The sequence below is a fragment of the Marinomonas phaeophyticola genome (assembly GCF_026966905.1).
Classification (GTDB): Bacteria; Pseudomonadota; Gammaproteobacteria; order Pseudomonadales; family Marinomonadaceae; genus Marinomonas; species Marinomonas phaeophyticola.
Genome location: NZ_JAPUBN010000010.1, coordinates 1 through 16,363, shown reverse-complemented (window position 1 = coordinate 16,363; position 16,363 = coordinate 1). Strand labels below are relative to the sequence as shown.

19 protein-coding genes and 1 pseudogene are annotated in these 16,363 nt (G+C 38.4%); 8 read left to right on the top strand and 12 right to left on the bottom strand.

The features are described from left to right. Nucleotides 1-18: 18 nt before the first annotated feature. Entirely contained in the window at nucleotides 19-567 is a 549-nt protein-coding gene (locus tag O1D97_RS02730) for a DUF2058 domain-containing protein (protein ID WP_269122614.1), read from the bottom strand. Between the two features lie 124 nt (nucleotides 568-691). On the opposite strand from O1D97_RS02730, the gene O1D97_RS02725 reads away from it, so the two are divergent. Further along, nucleotides 692-1,447, top strand: coding sequence for a sulfite exporter TauE/SafE family protein (locus O1D97_RS02725; RefSeq protein WP_428981085.1), 756 nt, complete (start codon nucleotides 692-694; stop codon nucleotides 1,445-1,447). 210 nt (nucleotides 1,448-1,657) lie between these two features. Here O1D97_RS02725 and O1D97_RS02720 read toward each other — a convergent pair whose 3' ends face one another. After that, a complete protein-coding gene (locus tag O1D97_RS02720) occupies nucleotides 1,658-1,867 on the bottom strand; it encodes a cold-shock protein (RefSeq protein ID WP_191600644.1) in 210 nt (69 codons plus the stop codon). A gap of 505 nt (nucleotides 1,868-2,372) precedes the next feature. On the opposite strand from O1D97_RS02720, the gene O1D97_RS02715 reads away from it, so the two are divergent. From O1D97_RS02715 to O1D97_RS02710, 3 genes are read left to right on the top strand one after another with little or no spacing between them, the layout of a single operon-like run. Beyond that, on the top strand, nucleotides 2,373-3,197 hold the full coding sequence (locus O1D97_RS02715) for a 2-hydroxyacid dehydrogenase (protein ID WP_330221431.1): 825 nt from the start codon (nucleotides 2,373-2,375) through the stop codon (nucleotides 3,195-3,197). Beyond that, the gene (locus O1D97_RS19540; RefSeq protein WP_330221430.1) at nucleotides 3,182-3,370 is read left to right on the top strand and encodes a hypothetical protein; all 189 of its coding nucleotides are present in this window, start codon (nucleotides 3,182-3,184) and stop codon (nucleotides 3,368-3,370) included. Before O1D97_RS02715 ends, O1D97_RS19540 begins: the two co-directional genes overlap by 16 nt. Before the next feature lie 36 nt (nucleotides 3,371-3,406). Next, complete coding sequence (locus tag O1D97_RS02710) at nucleotides 3,407-4,297, top strand: LysR substrate-binding domain-containing protein (protein ID WP_269122608.1); 891 nt, start codon at nucleotides 3,407-3,409, stop codon at nucleotides 4,295-4,297. A gap of 1 nt (nucleotide 4,298) precedes the next feature. On the opposite strand, the pseudogene O1D97_RS19775 reads toward O1D97_RS02710, so the two are convergent. Next, a pseudogene (locus O1D97_RS19775) lies at nucleotides 4,299-4,690 on the bottom strand (GFA family protein). 181 nt (nucleotides 4,691-4,871) lie between these two features. On the opposite strand from O1D97_RS19775, the gene O1D97_RS02700 reads away from it, so the two are divergent. Then, a complete protein-coding gene (locus O1D97_RS02700) occupies nucleotides 4,872-5,825 on the top strand; it encodes a LysR family transcriptional regulator (protein ID WP_269122603.1) in 954 nt (317 codons plus the stop codon). Nucleotides 5,826-6,047: 222 nt separating this feature from the next. Here O1D97_RS02700 and O1D97_RS02695 read toward each other — a convergent pair whose 3' ends face one another. After that, nucleotides 6,048-6,671 (bottom strand): peroxiredoxin, encoded by a 624-nt coding sequence (locus tag O1D97_RS02695; protein WP_269122601.1) that lies wholly within the window; start codon nucleotides 6,669-6,671, stop codon nucleotides 6,048-6,050. A gap of 149 nt (nucleotides 6,672-6,820) precedes the next feature. After that, a complete protein-coding gene (grxD, locus tag O1D97_RS02690) occupies nucleotides 6,821-7,147 on the bottom strand; it encodes a Grx4 family monothiol glutaredoxin (RefSeq protein ID WP_269122599.1) in 327 nt (108 codons plus the stop codon). Between the two features lie 235 nt (nucleotides 7,148-7,382). Here grxD and argF point away from each other — a divergent pair, with 235 nt between their 5' ends. Then, nucleotides 7,383-8,285: an ornithine carbamoyltransferase gene (argF, locus tag O1D97_RS02685; RefSeq protein WP_269122596.1), complete on the top strand. Its 903-nt coding sequence runs from the start codon at nucleotides 7,383-7,385 to the stop codon at nucleotides 8,283-8,285. A 107-nt stretch (nucleotides 8,286-8,392) separates the two neighbouring features. Continuing rightward, entirely contained in the window at nucleotides 8,393-9,319 is a 927-nt protein-coding gene (locus O1D97_RS02680; protein ID WP_269122595.1) for a LysR family transcriptional regulator, read from the top strand. A 4-nt stretch (nucleotides 9,320-9,323) separates the two neighbouring features. Here the strand turns inward: O1D97_RS02680 and O1D97_RS02675 are convergent, their stop codons facing one another. From O1D97_RS02675 to O1D97_RS02645, 7 genes are all read right to left on the bottom strand, one after another. Beyond that, nucleotides 9,324-10,706 carry an ATP-binding protein gene (locus O1D97_RS02675; protein ID WP_269122593.1) on the bottom strand — a complete coding sequence of 461 codons (1,383 nt, stop codon included), beginning with the start codon at nucleotides 10,704-10,706 and terminating at the stop codon, nucleotides 9,324-9,326. Nucleotides 10,707-10,851: 145 nt separating this feature from the next. Continuing rightward, entirely contained in the window at nucleotides 10,852-11,577 is a 726-nt protein-coding gene (locus O1D97_RS02670) for a response regulator (protein WP_269122592.1), read from the bottom strand. A gap of 48 nt (nucleotides 11,578-11,625) precedes the next feature. Continuing rightward, nucleotides 11,626-12,090, bottom strand: coding sequence for a DUF1499 domain-containing protein (locus tag O1D97_RS02665; protein WP_269122590.1), 465 nt, complete (start codon nucleotides 12,088-12,090; stop codon nucleotides 11,626-11,628). Nucleotides 12,091-12,130: 40 nt separating this feature from the next. After that, entirely contained in the window at nucleotides 12,131-13,021 is an 891-nt protein-coding gene (rluB, locus tag O1D97_RS02660) for a 23S rRNA pseudouridine(2605) synthase RluB (RefSeq protein WP_269122588.1), read from the bottom strand. Between the two features lie 171 nt (nucleotides 13,022-13,192). After that, on the bottom strand, nucleotides 13,193-14,149 hold the full coding sequence (locus tag O1D97_RS02655; protein WP_269122586.1) for a class I SAM-dependent methyltransferase: 957 nt from the start codon (nucleotides 14,147-14,149) through the stop codon (nucleotides 13,193-13,195). Nucleotides 14,150-14,296: 147 nt separating this feature from the next. Further along, nucleotides 14,297-14,917: an L-threonylcarbamoyladenylate synthase gene (locus O1D97_RS02650; RefSeq protein ID WP_269122584.1), complete on the bottom strand. Its 621-nt coding sequence runs from the start codon at nucleotides 14,915-14,917 to the stop codon at nucleotides 14,297-14,299. A gap of 87 nt (nucleotides 14,918-15,004) precedes the next feature. Continuing rightward, nucleotides 15,005-15,889: a PHP domain-containing protein gene (locus O1D97_RS02645; protein WP_269122582.1), complete on the bottom strand. Its 885-nt coding sequence runs from the start codon at nucleotides 15,887-15,889 to the stop codon at nucleotides 15,005-15,007. Between the two features lie 29 nt (nucleotides 15,890-15,918). On the opposite strand from O1D97_RS02645, the gene O1D97_RS02640 reads away from it, so the two are divergent. Continuing rightward, nucleotides 15,919-16,363 (top strand): septation protein A (locus O1D97_RS02640; RefSeq protein WP_269122580.1); only part of this gene is annotated, 445 nt, incomplete at its 3' end.

Genomic DNA, 16,363 nt, shown 5'->3' with positions numbered 1-16,363 from the left:
AACTGAGCCAATAACCACTTACCACATTAAGTCATCTGGAATTTTAAAGTCTGCATAAGGATCATCCTCATCTTCAATATCTTCCTGCCTATCATTACATACCAGCACATAAGACTCATTTCTTTGATTAATTTTGGCCGCAACAGGTTCTGCAACCAATTCATAGCGCTCATCCAATTTCACGATGGCCAATAGACCTGCCGCTAATTGATTGTGCATTTGCTGACTAATATAAAGCTGCTTCACCTTTTTATTGTCTTTAAAATGATAAGCGATGTCGCCTTCTTCTTTAGGAATTCGATTCATTTCTATAATTTGACGAATTTGAGCCTGTACAGCCTTCTTAAACGCAGCCTCTTCTTTTTGCTGATTCAGTAAACGATCCTTTTCAGCCTTTTCCTCCCTTTGTCTTTTAAGTTCCAGCTGCTTCTGACTTCCATCTTCAGCGGTTGCCTTACCATTTTTCACATTTTGCTTATGCTGCAACTTTTCAGCCTTTAGTTTTTTCACTTTCTTTTTATCAACCAACCCAGCCTTCATAAGCTGCTCTTGAAGAGATATCGCCACTTTTAATTCCTCCAACTGTTTTTCAAATAAAAGCCTAAAGATAAAAACTCTTATTTTTTATAAATAAAAGGTATATTACGACTCTAATTAATTTCAAATACTCAACTGGACCCACATAATGGACATGAGTTTTACCTATATCGCCCTTCTTTTAGGTACGGGCTTTATCGCAGGCATTATAAACACATTAGCAGGCGGTGGCTCTAATCTTACACTACCAGCACTGATGGTCATGGGAATGCCTGCCGACATAGCGAACGCAACCAACCGAGTAGGCGTACTTTTACAGTCCATTACGGGCATCATTGGCTTTAGAAAAGCCAAAAAAATAGACACCTCTGATATTGTCCCTGTTCTTATTCCAACATTAATAGGAGGTGTTGTAGGCAGTATTATAGCCTCTTTTGCCCCTTCAGAGCTGCTAAAACCCCTCTTACTGTCCGCTATGATAGGCATGACAATTATAATGCTTATTAAGCCAAGTATTATTTCTCCACCTCCTGGCACAATACCTCATAAAATCAATGAAAAACCAAGTGCTTGGGTTGCACTTTTTATTGCCGGTGTTTATGGCGGCTTTGTGCAAGCTGGTGTTGGGTTTATCCTAATAGGAGCCCTTGCAGGGACGCTGAGATACGATCTAGTAAGAACGAATGCCCTTAAAATGGTGTGCACTTTAGCTTTTACGACACTTGCTATAAGCGTTTTCATTTGGAACGACCAGATTTTATGGGTACCTGGACTGACGTTAAGTGTTGGAACGGTTCTAGGATCCCACTTAGCGGTAAAGTTTGCTCTTAAAGCAGACCCTAAGACACTAAAATGGTTCTTGTTTGTAATGACGCTCTGCGGAAGTGCCGCGGCATTGTTATCTGATTAAGCTATACCTGAAATGTTCGCTTCCTGAGAATTCATCTCCTTTTAGAAAGGTCTCTTTGAATATTAGCCTTTCTAACTCTTGCTTGCTTTACATTGTAATAAATAATGTAAAGTTAAGCTCGCATATAAAATTTAGACATAAAAAAAGACGACATATTGTCGTCTTTTTTAAAAGATCAAACCGCTCTGGAGCTAACCAGAAACGTATTCCTTATAAAGGAGTAACGTTTTGCGCTTCTGGACCTTTTTTACCTTGAGCTACTTGAAACTCAACTTTTTGACCTTCAGCTAACGTTTTGAAACCGTTAGAGTTGATCGCAGAAAAGTGAACAAAAACATCAGGGCCTTTATCTTGAGTGATAAAACCGAAACCTTTAGTTTCGTTGAAAAATTTAACTGTACCAGTTACTACTTCAGACATATCTTGTATCCTGTATATATATTTAAATCTCACAAAAGAATTCGTTTCTCGTGCGAGGCAGTGCTAAAAAACTCGGTATTACTTATGACTGACAGGACTGAGTATTACTGAAGTAATAGCCGTAACTCTGGACATAAATATTGCCAACTCTTTATAACGACTTCATTGTATCGTTCTATTTTTTCAGGGTCAACCATATAATGACTTTATTTTTAAAAACATAGGAGTATTTTAAAATACTATTATTAATCAATACCTTAAAAGATAAAAACTTTTTTTCACTCATATAAAACGAATAAAAAACATTTTCTCACAAACCTTTGCCCACTAAATCACCTCAGCACACTCTTTTGCTTTTATAAACTAGGTTCTTTTAAGTAGGTAGATTACACTTATTTGATACAGGCATGTTTTATGTCAAAACACCAACAAATTACTATTAACAACCTCTCGAAATTACTGAATGATAGAAAACACACGTAATAGACAACAGAAGGATTTTTACATGAAGGTCGCCGTATTTTCCAGCAAGACATATGACGAACAAACCCTCACAAAAGGAAATGTTTATTCAGATATTGAATTGCATTTTTTTGAAAGCAGATTAAGTGCAGAGACGGTTAGCTTAACGACTGGTTTTGATGCCATTTCCTGCTTTGTAAATGATCAAATAAATCAGTCTGTTTTAGAACAACTGTCTAAAAACGGCATAAAAAGCATTGCACTAAGATGTGCAGGTTATAACAACGTCGATTTAAACGTGGCTAATAAGTTAGGAATATCCGTTTATCACGTTCCAGACTATAGTCCTGAGTCCGTTGCCGAACATGCCGTTGCTCTAATAATGACATTAAATAGAAAAACCCACAGAGCGTACCACAGAGTAAAGGAAGGTAATTTCTCTTTGGAAGGTTTGATGGGATTTAATCTATCAGACAAAACGGTTGGCTGCATAGGAACAGGAAGAATTGGCCAGGCATTCGCAAAAATAATGAAAGGCTTTGGTTGTCGTGTCTTGTGCACAGACATTAAACCAAATCAAACGTTAATCGATTTAGGATGCCAGTATGTTGATTTACAAACACTTTATGAACAGTCTAACATTATCAGCCTACACTGCCCTCTTACGGAAGAAACGAATCATTTAATAAACAAAAACAGTATCGAAAAAATGCTGGATGGCGTCATGATAATCAACACAAGTCGTGGTGCTCTAGTCAACGCTCAAGAAGCAATTGATGCACTTTATTCTGAAAAAATTGGTTATCTTGGGTTAGATGTTTATGAACAAGAAGGCGCACTTTTTTTGAAGATATGTCAGGCACTATAATTCAAGACAGTGTATTCCAACTTATGCTAACGTTCCCTAATGTTGTTGTTACTGGCCATCAAGGGTATTTTACTGACACGGCACTCTCGCATATAGCCCATACAACGTTAGAAAACTTACATCATCACAATCATAAGAAGCCAAGCAACCGTATGCTTACTCACAACCATTAATCAACCGAATCACGTGGTATCTAAGACTAAATCTTTATGAAAATAACACTAAGACAATTACAAATTTTTGAAGCGGTAGTTCATACTGGCTCCGTAACAGCAGCAGCAGATTTAGTGGCGATAAGCCAGCCAGCCGCCAGCCAAGCGTTGAGAGAATTAGAGGCGCTTTTAGGTAGACCTCTATTTAGAAGACACGGGAAGCGCTTACAAATAACCCCTCAAGCCAGAAACCTCCTTCCTCAAGCGAGAGCAGTTCTAAGTCAAATAGAACAAATTGAGAGTATGGGCGGCTCTGGAGAGTTAAGTGGTTCATTACAACTTGCTTCGAGTGTGAGTGTTGGTAACTACCTACTACCAAGACAAATGGCTGAATTTAAAGAAAAACACCCAAACATTCGCTTCAACTTAGAGATTGGTAATACTCAAAGCGTTATTCAACAATTGCTAACAGGCAAAGCTGAAGTAGGCTTTATTGAAGGCTACTGTCAGCATGCTGAATTAGTCGTAGAGACCTGGCTACAAGATGAAATGGTGGTATTTGGTTCAGCCCTATTAGAAAGCCCAGACGAACTATCTTGGGATGACTTAGCAAAAGCAAGCTGGGTAATGAGAGAAGCTGGCTCAGGTACGCGCAATGTTTTAGAGCAAGCCATTGGCGCCAACTTACCACAATTGAATATCAGTTTATCATTAGCCCATATGGAAGCAGTAAAACAAGCCGTTATATATAAAATGGGCTTAGGCTGCTTATCAAAATTAGCATTAAAACAAGAATTAGATGCAGGATTAATTAGAGTATTTAAAACACCACTAAAGCTGAACAGAAACTTACTAATTGTAACCCCAAAAGGATCCGCGCTAACTCAAAATGCGCAAAAATTTGTCGAACAATGCCAAGAAGTTCAACTGTCCTCATTGATTGATTAAATTATTGATCCAATAAGTGCTGAGGTAAGTCATCATTGATTTCATACCAGTCGGGCTTACAAGATACATAGATATGACAATCGGGTTTTACATTCATTTCATCATCAATTACAGACAAAGGAATGTCTAAATGATTAGGATGATCTTTATTATAGTAATAAAGGTTACTACCGCACTCCTTACAAAAACCGCGTCTCACTCTTTCAGACGATTCAAAGCGACGGACTTTTTTTTGCCAGAGATCCATTCAATATCACTTTTTAAGCTCACGCCATAAGCCACCCCACTTGATCCATGACTCTTTCTACATTGATTACAATGACAAAAAGACGCACTGATAAAAGGGGCTTTTATCTCAAATTGGACAAGACCACATAAACATGATGCTTTCATATTCGGTTTCTAGAAAGTGAGTGAAACAAACGATGTTTACAAACACTAACATTTGTCAGCAAATTTCTCTAGACACTCACCTTCATTTATAAAATATTTGCCATTTTATCGTTGAGGTTTTGATATTTATCTGTAAAATAAATTCACACAAAAAATACATTTTAATTATTTTATAAAAATCATGAATATCAATAGAATCGATCTTAATTTATTAATTTATTTAGATGTCCTACTGAGAGAGTGTAATGTAACTCGTTCAGCAAGTAAGCTAAACATCACTCAGCCAGCAATGAGCAATGGATTAAAACGATTGCGGGACTTACTGGGAGATCCTCTACTCGTTAGAACCAGTGAAGGCATGAAACCAACCGAGAAAGCCCTTCGATTACAACCAATTGTTAGAAAAGTATTGTTGGAATTAGAGGAAGCGCTGCAACCTGCAGCGGATTTCAATGCAAAAACCAGCACTCGGGTTTTTCGCATTATGGCCAGCGATTACGCCACGTCCACGGTCATCCCATTACTTTTAAATCGCTTAAGGGAAAACGCACCAGGGATAACTTTAGACATCATGACACCAAGTGATGTTACATTTCATGATGTTGAAGCAGGGAAGATCGATATGGCAATCAATCGCTTTGAAGAACTCCCTCAATCTTTTCATGAGAAAAGCGTGTGGATGGACTCTTTTGTTTGCTTGATGAGCGTACACAACCTTGTACGGCACAATTTCAATCTAGAGAACTATCTGGCATCACAACATATTTGGGTTAGTAAAACAGGGTTTGGAGTCGGTGTTGGCATGGACCCAACGGATGTTCAAAAATTAGGTTGGGTTGATGAAGCATTACAAACTATAGATAAGAAGCGTAGCATTCGTGTTTTTACTCGCAGCTATCATACCGCAATGCATCTATCTCTTGAACAAGATCTTATTGCAACCCTTCCTAGAAAAGTGGCTATGATTAACAAAAACAACCCTGACTTAGTTATTTTAGAACCTCCTTTTGAAATCCCTCTTATTGAGTTAAAAATGATTTGGAGTCCATTACTGCATCATGATGCAAGTCATATTTGGTTTCGCCAACAAGTAAATGAATTAGCAAAAGAGTTTCAGATACAAAACAATTATTAACCACTTTCTGTCATGCTTTAAACATACGAAGGCAATCATAATTAAATCGATGCAGGCGATTAATAAGAAACTCGAAGTAAACACATCACCTCTAATCTCGATGGCCCATCTTCAACTTCATCACAAATGCGCACTTTACTAAATCATAAGAGAAATAAAAGTATTGAAAAAAAACCGCTGTCTATAGGAACAACGGTTTTTATACTTACCTAAAAACTAAACTTAAAGCTTATCACCACTTTCAGATAGGTAAGAAGCTACACCTTCAGGTGTATTTACCATACCTTTGTCGCCTTTATTCCAACCAGCAGGACAAACTTGACCATTCTCTTCAAAGAATTGTAACGCTTCAACAACGCGTACTAACTCATCCATATTACGACCAATAGGCTCATCGTTCACAACTTGAGAGCGTACAATACCTTTTTGATCGATTACGAAAGACGCACGCATCGCTACGCCAGCAGGGTAATAAGAATCGCCACCTTCAGATTCGATACCATAAGCTTTTGCAATAGCATGATCCATATCTGCAGCCAAAGTATACTCAACTGCGCCAATGCCACCTTCGTTTACCGGAGTGTTTCTCCACGCATTGTGAGTGAAATGAGAGTCGATGGACACACCTACCACTTCAACGCCTAATTTACGGAATTGTTCCATACGGTGAGACATGGCAATAATTTCGGATGGACAGACAAAAGTAAAATCTAGTGGATAGAAGAAAACAACTGCATATTTTCCTTTAATTGTGTCTGCCAAGTTAAAAGAATCAACGATTTGGCCATCAGCCAAAACAGCTGGAACAGTAAAATCAGGTGCTTGCTTACCAACTAAAATTGTCATTTACGAGATCTCCATAATGAATTGCGTATAAAATCTTTTCTAAAATACATTATTGCCGAGATATTATATCGTCAAACCTAAGCGGTAATCTGATTAATAATTTCAATAAGGGCAATAATATTTATCTATTACATGCAAAATAATGCATATTATTCTGTTTCAGAACCTACAGCTTCCGTAATCAAAGTTTGCAATTCGCCGTTCGTTGCCATTTCAACCACTATATCACAACCTCCGACAAGCTCACCTTTCACCCATAGTTGAGGAAATGTTGGCCAGTTAGCAAATTTCGGTAACTCTGCGCGAATATCAGGGTTTTCCAAAATGTTCACAAAAGCAAATCGCTCGCCACAAGTCATAAGCGCTTGTACAGTTTGCGCTGAAAAACCGCATTGAGGAGCTCGTGGAGTACCTTTCATATATAAAAGGATAGGATTGCCGTCAATTTGTTCTTTAATTGTATCAAGTGTACTCACGTTAAAACCTCTTGTTTCATAGTAGTGATTATTTATATCTTATGTTTTATCAAGTATTTCAAAAACACTTAGCGGTATATTTTTCATAAGACTTTGTGGGTGTTTATATGGGTTCTACAAATAGAATACAAGCCCTATATGATATTTAGGGGAGTTTCTGGACTTTACTAACACGGTTCAGTGTATTACATTGGCCGATTACTTTTTAAATTAATATCTACAGGAGTAACCCCACGTGTCCCCAAGGCATTTTTTAACGCTAATGGATCTTTCTTCCGATGAACTGAAGCAGATTTTAAATCGTGCCTCTGAACTCAAAAAAATACATCGTGATGGGACTCTATACCAACCTTTAAAAAATCGTGTGCTAGCCATGATTTTTGAGAAATCCTCCACTCGTACACGAGTCTCTTTCGAAGCCGGTATGGCTCAATTTGGAGGCCACGCCATTTTTTTATCGCCAAGAGATACGCAACTTGGCCGTGGAGAGCCAATTGAAGACAGTGCAAAAGTCATTTCAAGCATGGTGGATGCGGTTATGATTCGTACCTTTGATCACTCTAGCATTGAGACTTTCGCTAAAAACTCATCTGTACCTGTTATCAATGCATTAACGGATGATTTCCATCCGTGTCAGTTACTCGCAGACATGCAAACTTATCAAGAACACAGAGGTTCAATAGAGGGCAAGAAGGTTGTTTGGGTTGGTGATGGCAACAACATGTGCCATTCCTATATTAATGCCGCTGAGTTGTTAAATTTCAATTTAGTGGTGGCTTGCCCTAATGGCTACGAACCAAACAAATCTCTCGTTGATCAATACGCACATAGAGTAACAGTCGTACATGACGCCAAAGAAGCTGTAAAAGCAGCGGACCTGATTGTTACAGACGTGTTTGCGTCAATGGGGCAAGAAGATGAACAAGACAAGCGCTTAAATGATTTCCAGTCCTTTCAAGTCAATAACGAACTTATGTCACTCGCAAATCAGGACGCTTTGTTTATGCATTGTCTACCAGCACACAGAGGGGAAGAAGTGACAGCCGATGTTATTGACCACCCAGAATCGGTAGTGTGGGATGAAGCCGAAAACCGACTGCATGCACAAAAAGCATTGCTTGAATTTCTTTTGTGCTAACGGCATTGAGTAGTTTTATTAATACATAGCAATCAACTTCACCACTTCAACTAATGACTGTTTAGTGGTGATTTTTAAATGCTTCTTTTGCATAAGAACAAATGAACATGAGTCTCATTGAAGTTAGACATCTAAAAACCCTTACAGCCCTTAGAGAAACAGGTAGCCTTGTTGAAGCTGCAGAAAGAGTCCATTTAACTCAGTCGGCCTTATCTCATCAACTAAAAGATTTAGAAGAGAAGCTCGGCTGCCCTCTGTTTATACGAAAAACCAAACCCGTACGCTTTACCAGTGCAGGCCTTCGTCTACTTCAATTAGCCGATGATGTTGTACCTTCTTTTAGAAGCGCACAACGTGATATTCAACGCTTTGCAGAAGGTGAAAGCGGAAGGCTACACATAGCCATAGAGTGTCACAGTTGCTATGAATGGCTAATGCCAACAATTGATTACTTCAGAGAGCACTGGCCGGATGTTGAGCTTGACCTCTCAACAGCATTTAGCTTTATGCCTTTACCCGCGCTAGCAAGGGGAGACTTAGATCTAGTCGTAACATCAGACCCAATTGAAATCGCCAATATAGAGTATATACCTCTATTTCAATATGAATCTCAAATTGCTATTTCACGTCATCACAAGCTGGCAGAAAAGGAATTTATAGAACCTCAAGATTTAAAAAATGAAGTTCTCATAACGTACCCTATCGATTCCGAAAGATTGGATGTGTTTAGGCACTTTCTTGATCCAGCAGGGATAAGACCCGCTAAAATTCGGCATTGCGAACTCACCTTAATGATGATGCAATTAGTTGCAAGCGGTAGAGGGGTATGCTGCCTCCCTAATTGGGCATTAACAGAATACACAAACAGACAATATGTCACGACAAAATCCCTTGGTGAGGAAGGTATATGGTGCAAACTGTATATCGCTATCCGTAAGGACCAAAGAGACAGCTCCTACATTCAGGACTTAATAAGTACCGCTTCACATACCTGTTTTAAGAATTTAAAAGGTATCCTATCCCCCGACCTATAATCTATTAACTTACATCTTTTTTATGATAGTTTTTAGACCAAATAAAACTGAATTTTGCACCACCTAAATGACTGCTATCAATCAGTACGGCACCACCATGCCAAAAAGCAATTTTTTGAACTATTGCCAAGCCTAACCCGTACCCTCCGGAGGCCCTCGTCCGACTATTATCTAAACGCTGAAAAGGAATAAACACTTTGTCCCTGTCTTCAAAGGCAATCCCAGGGCCATCATCATCAATATCGACTTGCCAAGACTCTTCATCACAAACAAAACTCACCTTCACCCTACTTTTTGCATACTTAGTTGCGTTTAAAATAAGATTTTGAAGAGCTCGATGGAGATGATGAGAATCTGCCGATACTGAGCTCTGTTCTGAGTTAATGTCGACTTCAATATCAAAGTCTGATAGCAAAGAAACATTACTTTCAATTATAGACAGAATAATTTGATTAATATCCACTTGAGTGAAATTTAGAGTTAGCGCCCCTTCCTCTAATTTCCCATACGTTAATACTTCATCAACCAATGTATTTAACTCTTCCACATCGCCCTCAAGGCCATAGATAGTAGAGAGCACGTCCTCATGAACATCATCTTTCAGAGCTTCCAATCCAAATCGCAATCGAGCAATAGGTGTCCGCAATTCATGAGAGATAGCATTGGTCATATCCCTTTGCACCCGAAGCAAACGTTCAATATGTGAAGACATAGAGCCAAAAGAGTCCGCCAATTCCTCTAATGCCCCACCACTATCAGAGAGATTCTCGGGAAGATCAACCACCCCCCTAGCAATCTGTTTAGTAAGGATTTCAAAGGTTTTCCTTCTCGACTCCAATCGCAGCAATTCTTTCCAAATAAGAATAAGCATCAATATAATAGCTATTGCGACAATACTGGTAATTAAAAGCGTTAAATTTACAAGGGAACGTAAAGTCGCCTCTACTTTTAAAGAAGGCTGGCCTTGCTTAACCCAAATAAAGGCACCATTTCCTACATCAGAATGAACAGTATAGAGACCATCGGAATGACTGGGGAAGCTTTCAGTATCCATTGCACTTACACAAGGTAAGACATTTAAAAATGACTTTTTTTCAGAGTAACTATACAAAGAAGAGGCGAAGATGGGTTTTAATAACAACTCAATTGAGTAGTATCGAACTTTATCAGAGATAGTTGAAGAGAAAGCAATCTCATTATTTATATAAAAATTGATTTGACCATCAGTGATATTAGTCGTATCAAACAAGTTTTCCTCTAATGCGGCTAAAATTTGGTCACTAGGCAAAGGCGTACTAGCATTTTTAATATCCCATTTATAGTGAGATAGAGGAACATCATGACCCATCATTACATTGATGGCACTTAACCCAACATCCGAGCACATTAAATTATTCGCTCGATACTGTGTATACTTTGACTGAGCAAAATATACAGTAACAAAGCTTATAAGCAGAATGACCACCCCCTACAACAAGGTTGCGATAAAGCTGCCAGCTACTCGTAGTCACACTAAAATCAACCGATTAAAGTTATATTTCTTTAACAAAAAGATAGCCTTTACTTCGTATTGTTTTAATTTTTCTTGGATGGATAGGATCATCTCCTATTTTCGATCTAATTCGAGAAACGCGAACATCTACTGATCGATCTTGACCATCATATTCAATACCACGTAATTCGCCAAAAATTTCTTCTCGGCTTAAAATTCGTCCAGCATTACTTGCCAATAACCATAAAAGGTCAAATTCCGCACTGGTTAAATCAATTTCTTCACCAGAAACCCAAGCTTCACGTCGTGAATTATCAATTTCCAATGGACCAAATGTTAGCAAGCTGTTTTCTTTACTTGATGACGCTGCCAATTTCGGATCGACATCTTGAGTACTGCGTCTCAATAAAGATTGAATACGAGCTAAAAGAACTCTTGGTTTAACAGGTTTAGCCACATAATCATCCGCACCAATCTCTAAGCCAAGAATTTGATCAACATCATCGCTTCTGGCGGTAAGCATTAATATTGGAGATTTGTATTCTGAACGAACACTGCGACACACGGTAAAACCATCCGCACCAGGTAACATTAAATCGAGAATAACGAGGTCTGGCTTCGCCTCAAGAATACGAGTGATGGCTCGACGACCATCAGACTCTATATCTACAACAAAGCCATTTTTTTGCAAGTAATCTTTTGTCAATAACGCTAAACGCTCATCATCTTCTACTATAAGAATCGATTGAGAGTGATTGTCTATCATTTGGTATCCCCTTTTGTACACCTCTTAAAATGAGCTGATAAATTTACTTTACTGTTGGTAACTAGAAATAAATTCTTTCATTTTAAGTACCCGATCACGGTTTACATCCATGTCTGAATACCCAACTCTAGACGCAGAGCGTATGTGAAGTACACTATCTGCTTCAGGCCAATAAAGCTCAACATCATCAACAAAACCAAAGAATGAACTTTTTATTTCAACATAGAAATAACCCAACTCACTCGAAACGATACGTGCATTGCCCTGGTCTAAAAAATACTTTTCTAACAATAACTGCATTTCAAGATAAGATTGCTTATAAATTATCGGTTCAACATAATGAACTTCATCTGATACTTCAGCTTGAGAAGAAATACAATTAGGTGACGTTGGACAAGGCATTAAAAGTCCATCTGTTATGCCTAAATTTTCAGGCCTATCGTTATTTATATTAATATAAAACAAAAAACCTACAAATAACGCAGTAATAAATACCAGTATCCAACGAAACATGTACCACTCCCCTCCAAAAACATGCAGTTACATTTATAAATTATCGGAATGTTCTTTTACCCGATTTCTTCGGCTTAAATTCGGCTTTATCAGATGTTTGCCAATCAAACCCTTTAGGGCGTTTCTTTCCGCCTGTTTTCGAATTTTGACGTTTCGCGTCTTTTTTCTCTTGCACCGTTTTTGCGGATATCGCCTTCAATGGTAAATTAACCAATGAACATAACCCATTTACCTCAAGCTCATCCATTTCAACAAAACGGCCTACTTTAGCTTTTGATGGCAAAAATACTGGTCCAAATCGTACCCGTTTTAAACGGTTCACTTTCGCCCCTTGGGATTCCCACATACGACGAACTTCACGGTTACGACCTTCCATCAAGCAAACATAGAACCAACGGTTTATACCTTCACCACCACCGTCGACTATATCGGTAAACTTGGCAACGCCATCCTCAAGAAAAACACCTTTCTTCAAGTTTTTAATATTCTCATCCGTAATTTCACCCATAACACGGACTAAATACTCACGATCAATTTCTGTGGACGGATGCATTAATCTATTCGCTAATTCACCGTCTGTTGTAAACAGAAGCAAACCAGACGTATTAATATCCAGACGACCTACGGCTATCCAACGTTCACCACGTAGTTTTGGTAAACTATCAAAAATTGTTGGGCGGCCCTCTGGGTCTTTTCGAGTACAAACTTCGCCTTCAGGTTTGTTATAAATAAGCACTCTGCGGCTTTCGCCTGCTTCTGAAATCTTTACAGGATAGCCATCCATTAAAATTTCATCAGAAATCTTTACTCGATCTCCTAGCTTAGCAACTTCGCCATTAACTTGTACTCGACCTTCACGAATACGTGTTTCCATCTCACGACGAGAACCTTGACCAGCTCGAGCTAACACTTTTTGTAACTTTTCGTCCATTACGACCTCTTTATGGGAATGCTTCTCAGCAACCCGATGTGTGACTTTAATACATGCCATATAGCATAATAGAAACATTATAATCTGCAATCTATGTCTTTACACCCCTCATTGATAAATATACTCAACTCATATCAAGTAAGGCATGTAAAACCCAAAGAATCAGACAAACTAAATTAAAAAAAGCGAACCTTCCTGTTTTTGATAGCGATAAACTAGCGCTTTCAAATTTCTATCTAAATCTTTTTCTGGAAAGCCCGTTGCATTATTTATACGATATTCAAAAATAAATGCCTCTCCAGCATGCTCTGATATTAACGTCTTAAAGCCCTCTTCTGATAAATCAGGACTGTTTGCACATAATAATAACTGCGCGCCATTGCAGGTGATATCAGGTAAGCGTCGTAAAATTTTCTGATAATCTTTAGTTAATTCAAAACTGCCTTTTTGAAAACTAGGTGGATCAATGATGATAAGATCAAAAGGCCCTGTTTTCCTTAATTTTCCGAACGATTTAAGAATATCATGCGGGTAAAAATTCACATTTTGAGTGAAATTATTCAACTTATGATTTACTCGGCCTTGCTTTAATACTCCGTTATTCATATCCATATTGACAACAGATTTCGCACCACCTTTCATTGCCGCTAATGAGAAACCACAGGTATAAGAAAATAAATTCAGAACTTTCTTATCTTTAGAATGAGTAAGAATAAACTCCCTGCCTCTGCTCATATCAGGGAAAATCCCTGTATTTTGATGTTTGAGTAAATCTACCTGATACCGCAGACCATGCTCTCTAATAATATGAGGGTTCGGTAAATTGCCATACAAAACCTGGCTTGTTGTTGCTCTCCCCGCTCTTTGCTGGAAAACCAAACCATCAATATTATCAACAATATTAGCTATTTTAGCCCATATAGCGCTAGCCAATTGATCTAGTTCTAGTTGTAGAATTTCTTGGTAGGATGTTAAAAACAGAAAAGGAGGGTAGAAATCTAAATTAATATGCTCTAGAGCGGGAAAGCAATGACCTCGACCATGGAAGACTCGCTTTAATTCATTCGAGCTAAAATCGCTTTCTTCAAGCGCGTTCAGTATTGGGGTATAGCAAGTGGAATTCGTCATATTAGCTCCAAGGAATCAATTTGGAGCATTATAAAGTAATTGTATATCAAGAGCAGTAGATCAACCCACCATATGAAAGATCAATAATCACTAAGAAAACGAATCACCTAGAACCAACCTAAAACTCTTGTTCATACATTAAAATATTTATTGAAATGGTGATGGGTCTCCGGCACCGACACGTATAATTTCTATATCATCGGTATCCATTTTAACAACCGTTGTCGGCTCCATACCACAATAACCACCATCGATAACCAAATCCAAGGCATGCTCTAAAGTATCGCGTATGTCGTATGGATCTGTCATTGGCATGGTTTCACCGGGAAGAATCAAGGATGAACTCATAATAGGCTCACCTAATTCTGCCAACAAAGCCTGTACAATATTATTATCAGGCACACGGATACCTATGGTTTTACGTTTAGGGTGCAATAAACGTCTAGGCACCTCGGAGGTAGCATTAAATATAAACGTATAAGGCCCTGGTGTATTGTGTTTTAACAATCTATATAACGTGTTATCAAAACGAGCATAAGTCGATATTTCAGATAAATCACTGCATACCAAAGTGAAGTTATGCTTATCATCTAAGCGACGAATCGCACGAATACGATCTAATGCGGACTTATCCCCAAGATGGCAGCCCAGAGAGTATCCACAATCTGTTGGATATACTATCACCCCTCCTTTGCGGATAACCTCTGCAGCCTGTTTAATCAAACGTACTTGAGGGTTTTCTGGGTGTATTTGGAAAAACTGACTCATTTAATACTCCAGCAGACTGACAAGAAAATCTATCTTAGCTGCAAAACAAATAGTAATAGGATTTTATCATAACGATTTTTCAACTGACTACCAATCTTGCCAGACCGTTGGTATTCTCGCTTCATCAAAAGATGAAAACTTTCCAACCTGACACCAAGGCCCATAAGGCCCATGAAAATCGCTTCCTACCGATGCCTTTATTTTATGCTCTTTTATTAATCCTTCTAACAATCGAACATTCTCAGGCTTGTCATTACCAGAGGAGACCTCTAAAGAAGTACCACCGTATTCTACAAAATCATAAACCAGCTTTTTCAATTTTGTCATGGTAATGGGATACCGTTTAGGGTGAGCCAAAACCAGCTCCATATCGCCCCCTTTTAAGGCAGTGGTAACAGACTCTAAATCAGGCCATACATCTCTTAATTGACCTAATCTTTTATTCCCTAAATAGCGATCAAATGCTTTATTTGAATCTTTAACTAAATTTTGATTCACCATAACTCTGGCAAAATGAGGGCGTCCAATTTGGCTTCGACCAGCCTCCTCCATCGCCTTGTCAAATAAGTCGGGTAATCCCTGTTTCATTAATAGCAAGGCTATTTTTTTGGCTCGGTCTATACGTATAGACTGATTGTTATCGAGCACTGTTAGTAACTCAGCATGACTCTGTGGAAAATTTAATGCGACCAAATGAATAGGAATTCCTTTCCATAAGGTTGAAATTTCAACTCCTGACACCAAATTAATGTTATAAATCTTAGCGGCTTCTCTTGCCTCATCTAAACCTGCAATGGTGTCATGATCTGTTAGAGAAAAGAGTTCTATATTTTGTTCAGAAGCTAAAGACAAAAGCGCTGTTGGAGTTAATGCTCCGTCAGAAAAATTGGAGTGGCTGTGAAAATCCACCCTACGATGTAGTTGAGAAACGTTCATTCTCTCCTGTTCATTCATGTCTTTGATCGTTATCATGCCTACAGCATACATAATTTGGTTTTTATATGAAAATTTTATTCGACTTTTTACCCATTATCATCTTCTTCGCCGTATATAAATATACAGGAGACATCATAATGGCAACAGCCGTCCTAATACCAGCAACGATTATTCAAGTGGCTTATAGCTGGATCAAGACAAAAACAATTGAAAAAATGCACATTGTTTCTCTTGTTTTAGTGGTCCTTTTAGGTGGCGCTACGGTTTTACTGGGAGATGGAGACTTCATTAAATGGAAACCAACCGTTGTAAATGGTTTGTTTGCTTTAGCTTTTCTAGGCAGTCAGTTTATTGGTGAAAAAAATATTATTCAACGAATGATGGGAGATAAAATAGAACTCCCATTTAAAGTCTGGCGCACACTTAATCTGGCCTGGGTTGGTTTCTTTATTGTTTCTGCTTTCGCTAATTTATACGTTGCCTTTCAATTCAGCGAAGAGGTCTGGCAAA

Coding starts and splice junctions, on each gene's coding strand:
- O1D97_RS02725 (WP_428981085.1), top strand. CDS start 692: ATGAGTTTTACCTATATCGCCCTTCTTTTAGGTACGGGCTTTATCGCA.
- O1D97_RS02720 (WP_191600644.1), bottom strand. CDS start 1,867: ATGTCTGAAGTAGTAACTGGTACAGTTAAATTTTTCAACGAAACTAAA.
- O1D97_RS02715 (WP_330221431.1), top strand. CDS start 2,373: ATGAAGGTCGCCGTATTTTCCAGCAAGACATATGACGAACAAACCCTC.
- O1D97_RS19540 (WP_330221430.1), top strand. CDS start 3,182: ATGTCAGGCACTATAATTCAAGACAGTGTATTCCAACTTATGCTAACG.
- O1D97_RS02710 (WP_269122608.1), top strand. CDS start 3,407: ATGAAAATAACACTAAGACAATTACAAATTTTTGAAGCGGTAGTTCAT.
- O1D97_RS02700 (WP_269122603.1), top strand. CDS start 4,872: ATGAATATCAATAGAATCGATCTTAATTTATTAATTTATTTAGATGTC.
- O1D97_RS02695 (WP_269122601.1), bottom strand. CDS start 6,671: ATGACAATTTTAGTTGGTAAGCAAGCACCTGATTTTACTGTTCCAGCT.
- O1D97_RS02680 (WP_269122595.1), top strand. CDS start 8,393: ATGAGTCTCATTGAAGTTAGACATCTAAAAACCCTTACAGCCCTTAGA.
- O1D97_RS02675 (WP_269122593.1), bottom strand. CDS start 10,706: ATGTGCTCGGATGTTGGGTTAAGTGCCATCAATGTAATGATGGGTCAT.
- O1D97_RS02670 (WP_269122592.1), bottom strand. CDS start 11,577: ATGATAGACAATCACTCTCAATCGATTCTTATAGTAGAAGATGATGAG.
- O1D97_RS02665 (WP_269122590.1), bottom strand. CDS start 12,090: ATGTTTCGTTGGATACTGGTATTTATTACTGCGTTATTTGTAGGTTTT.
- rluB (WP_269122588.1), bottom strand. CDS start 13,021: ATGGACGAAAAGTTACAAAAAGTGTTAGCTCGAGCTGGTCAAGGTTCT.
- O1D97_RS02655 (WP_269122586.1), bottom strand. CDS start 14,149: ATGACGAATTCCACTTGCTATACCCCAATACTGAACGCGCTTGAAGAA.
- O1D97_RS02650 (WP_269122584.1), bottom strand. CDS start 14,917: ATGAGTCAGTTTTTCCAAATACACCCAGAAAACCCTCAAGTACGTTTG.
- O1D97_RS02645 (WP_269122582.1), bottom strand. CDS start 15,889: ATGATAACGATCAAAGACATGAATGAACAGGAGAGAATGAACGTTTCT.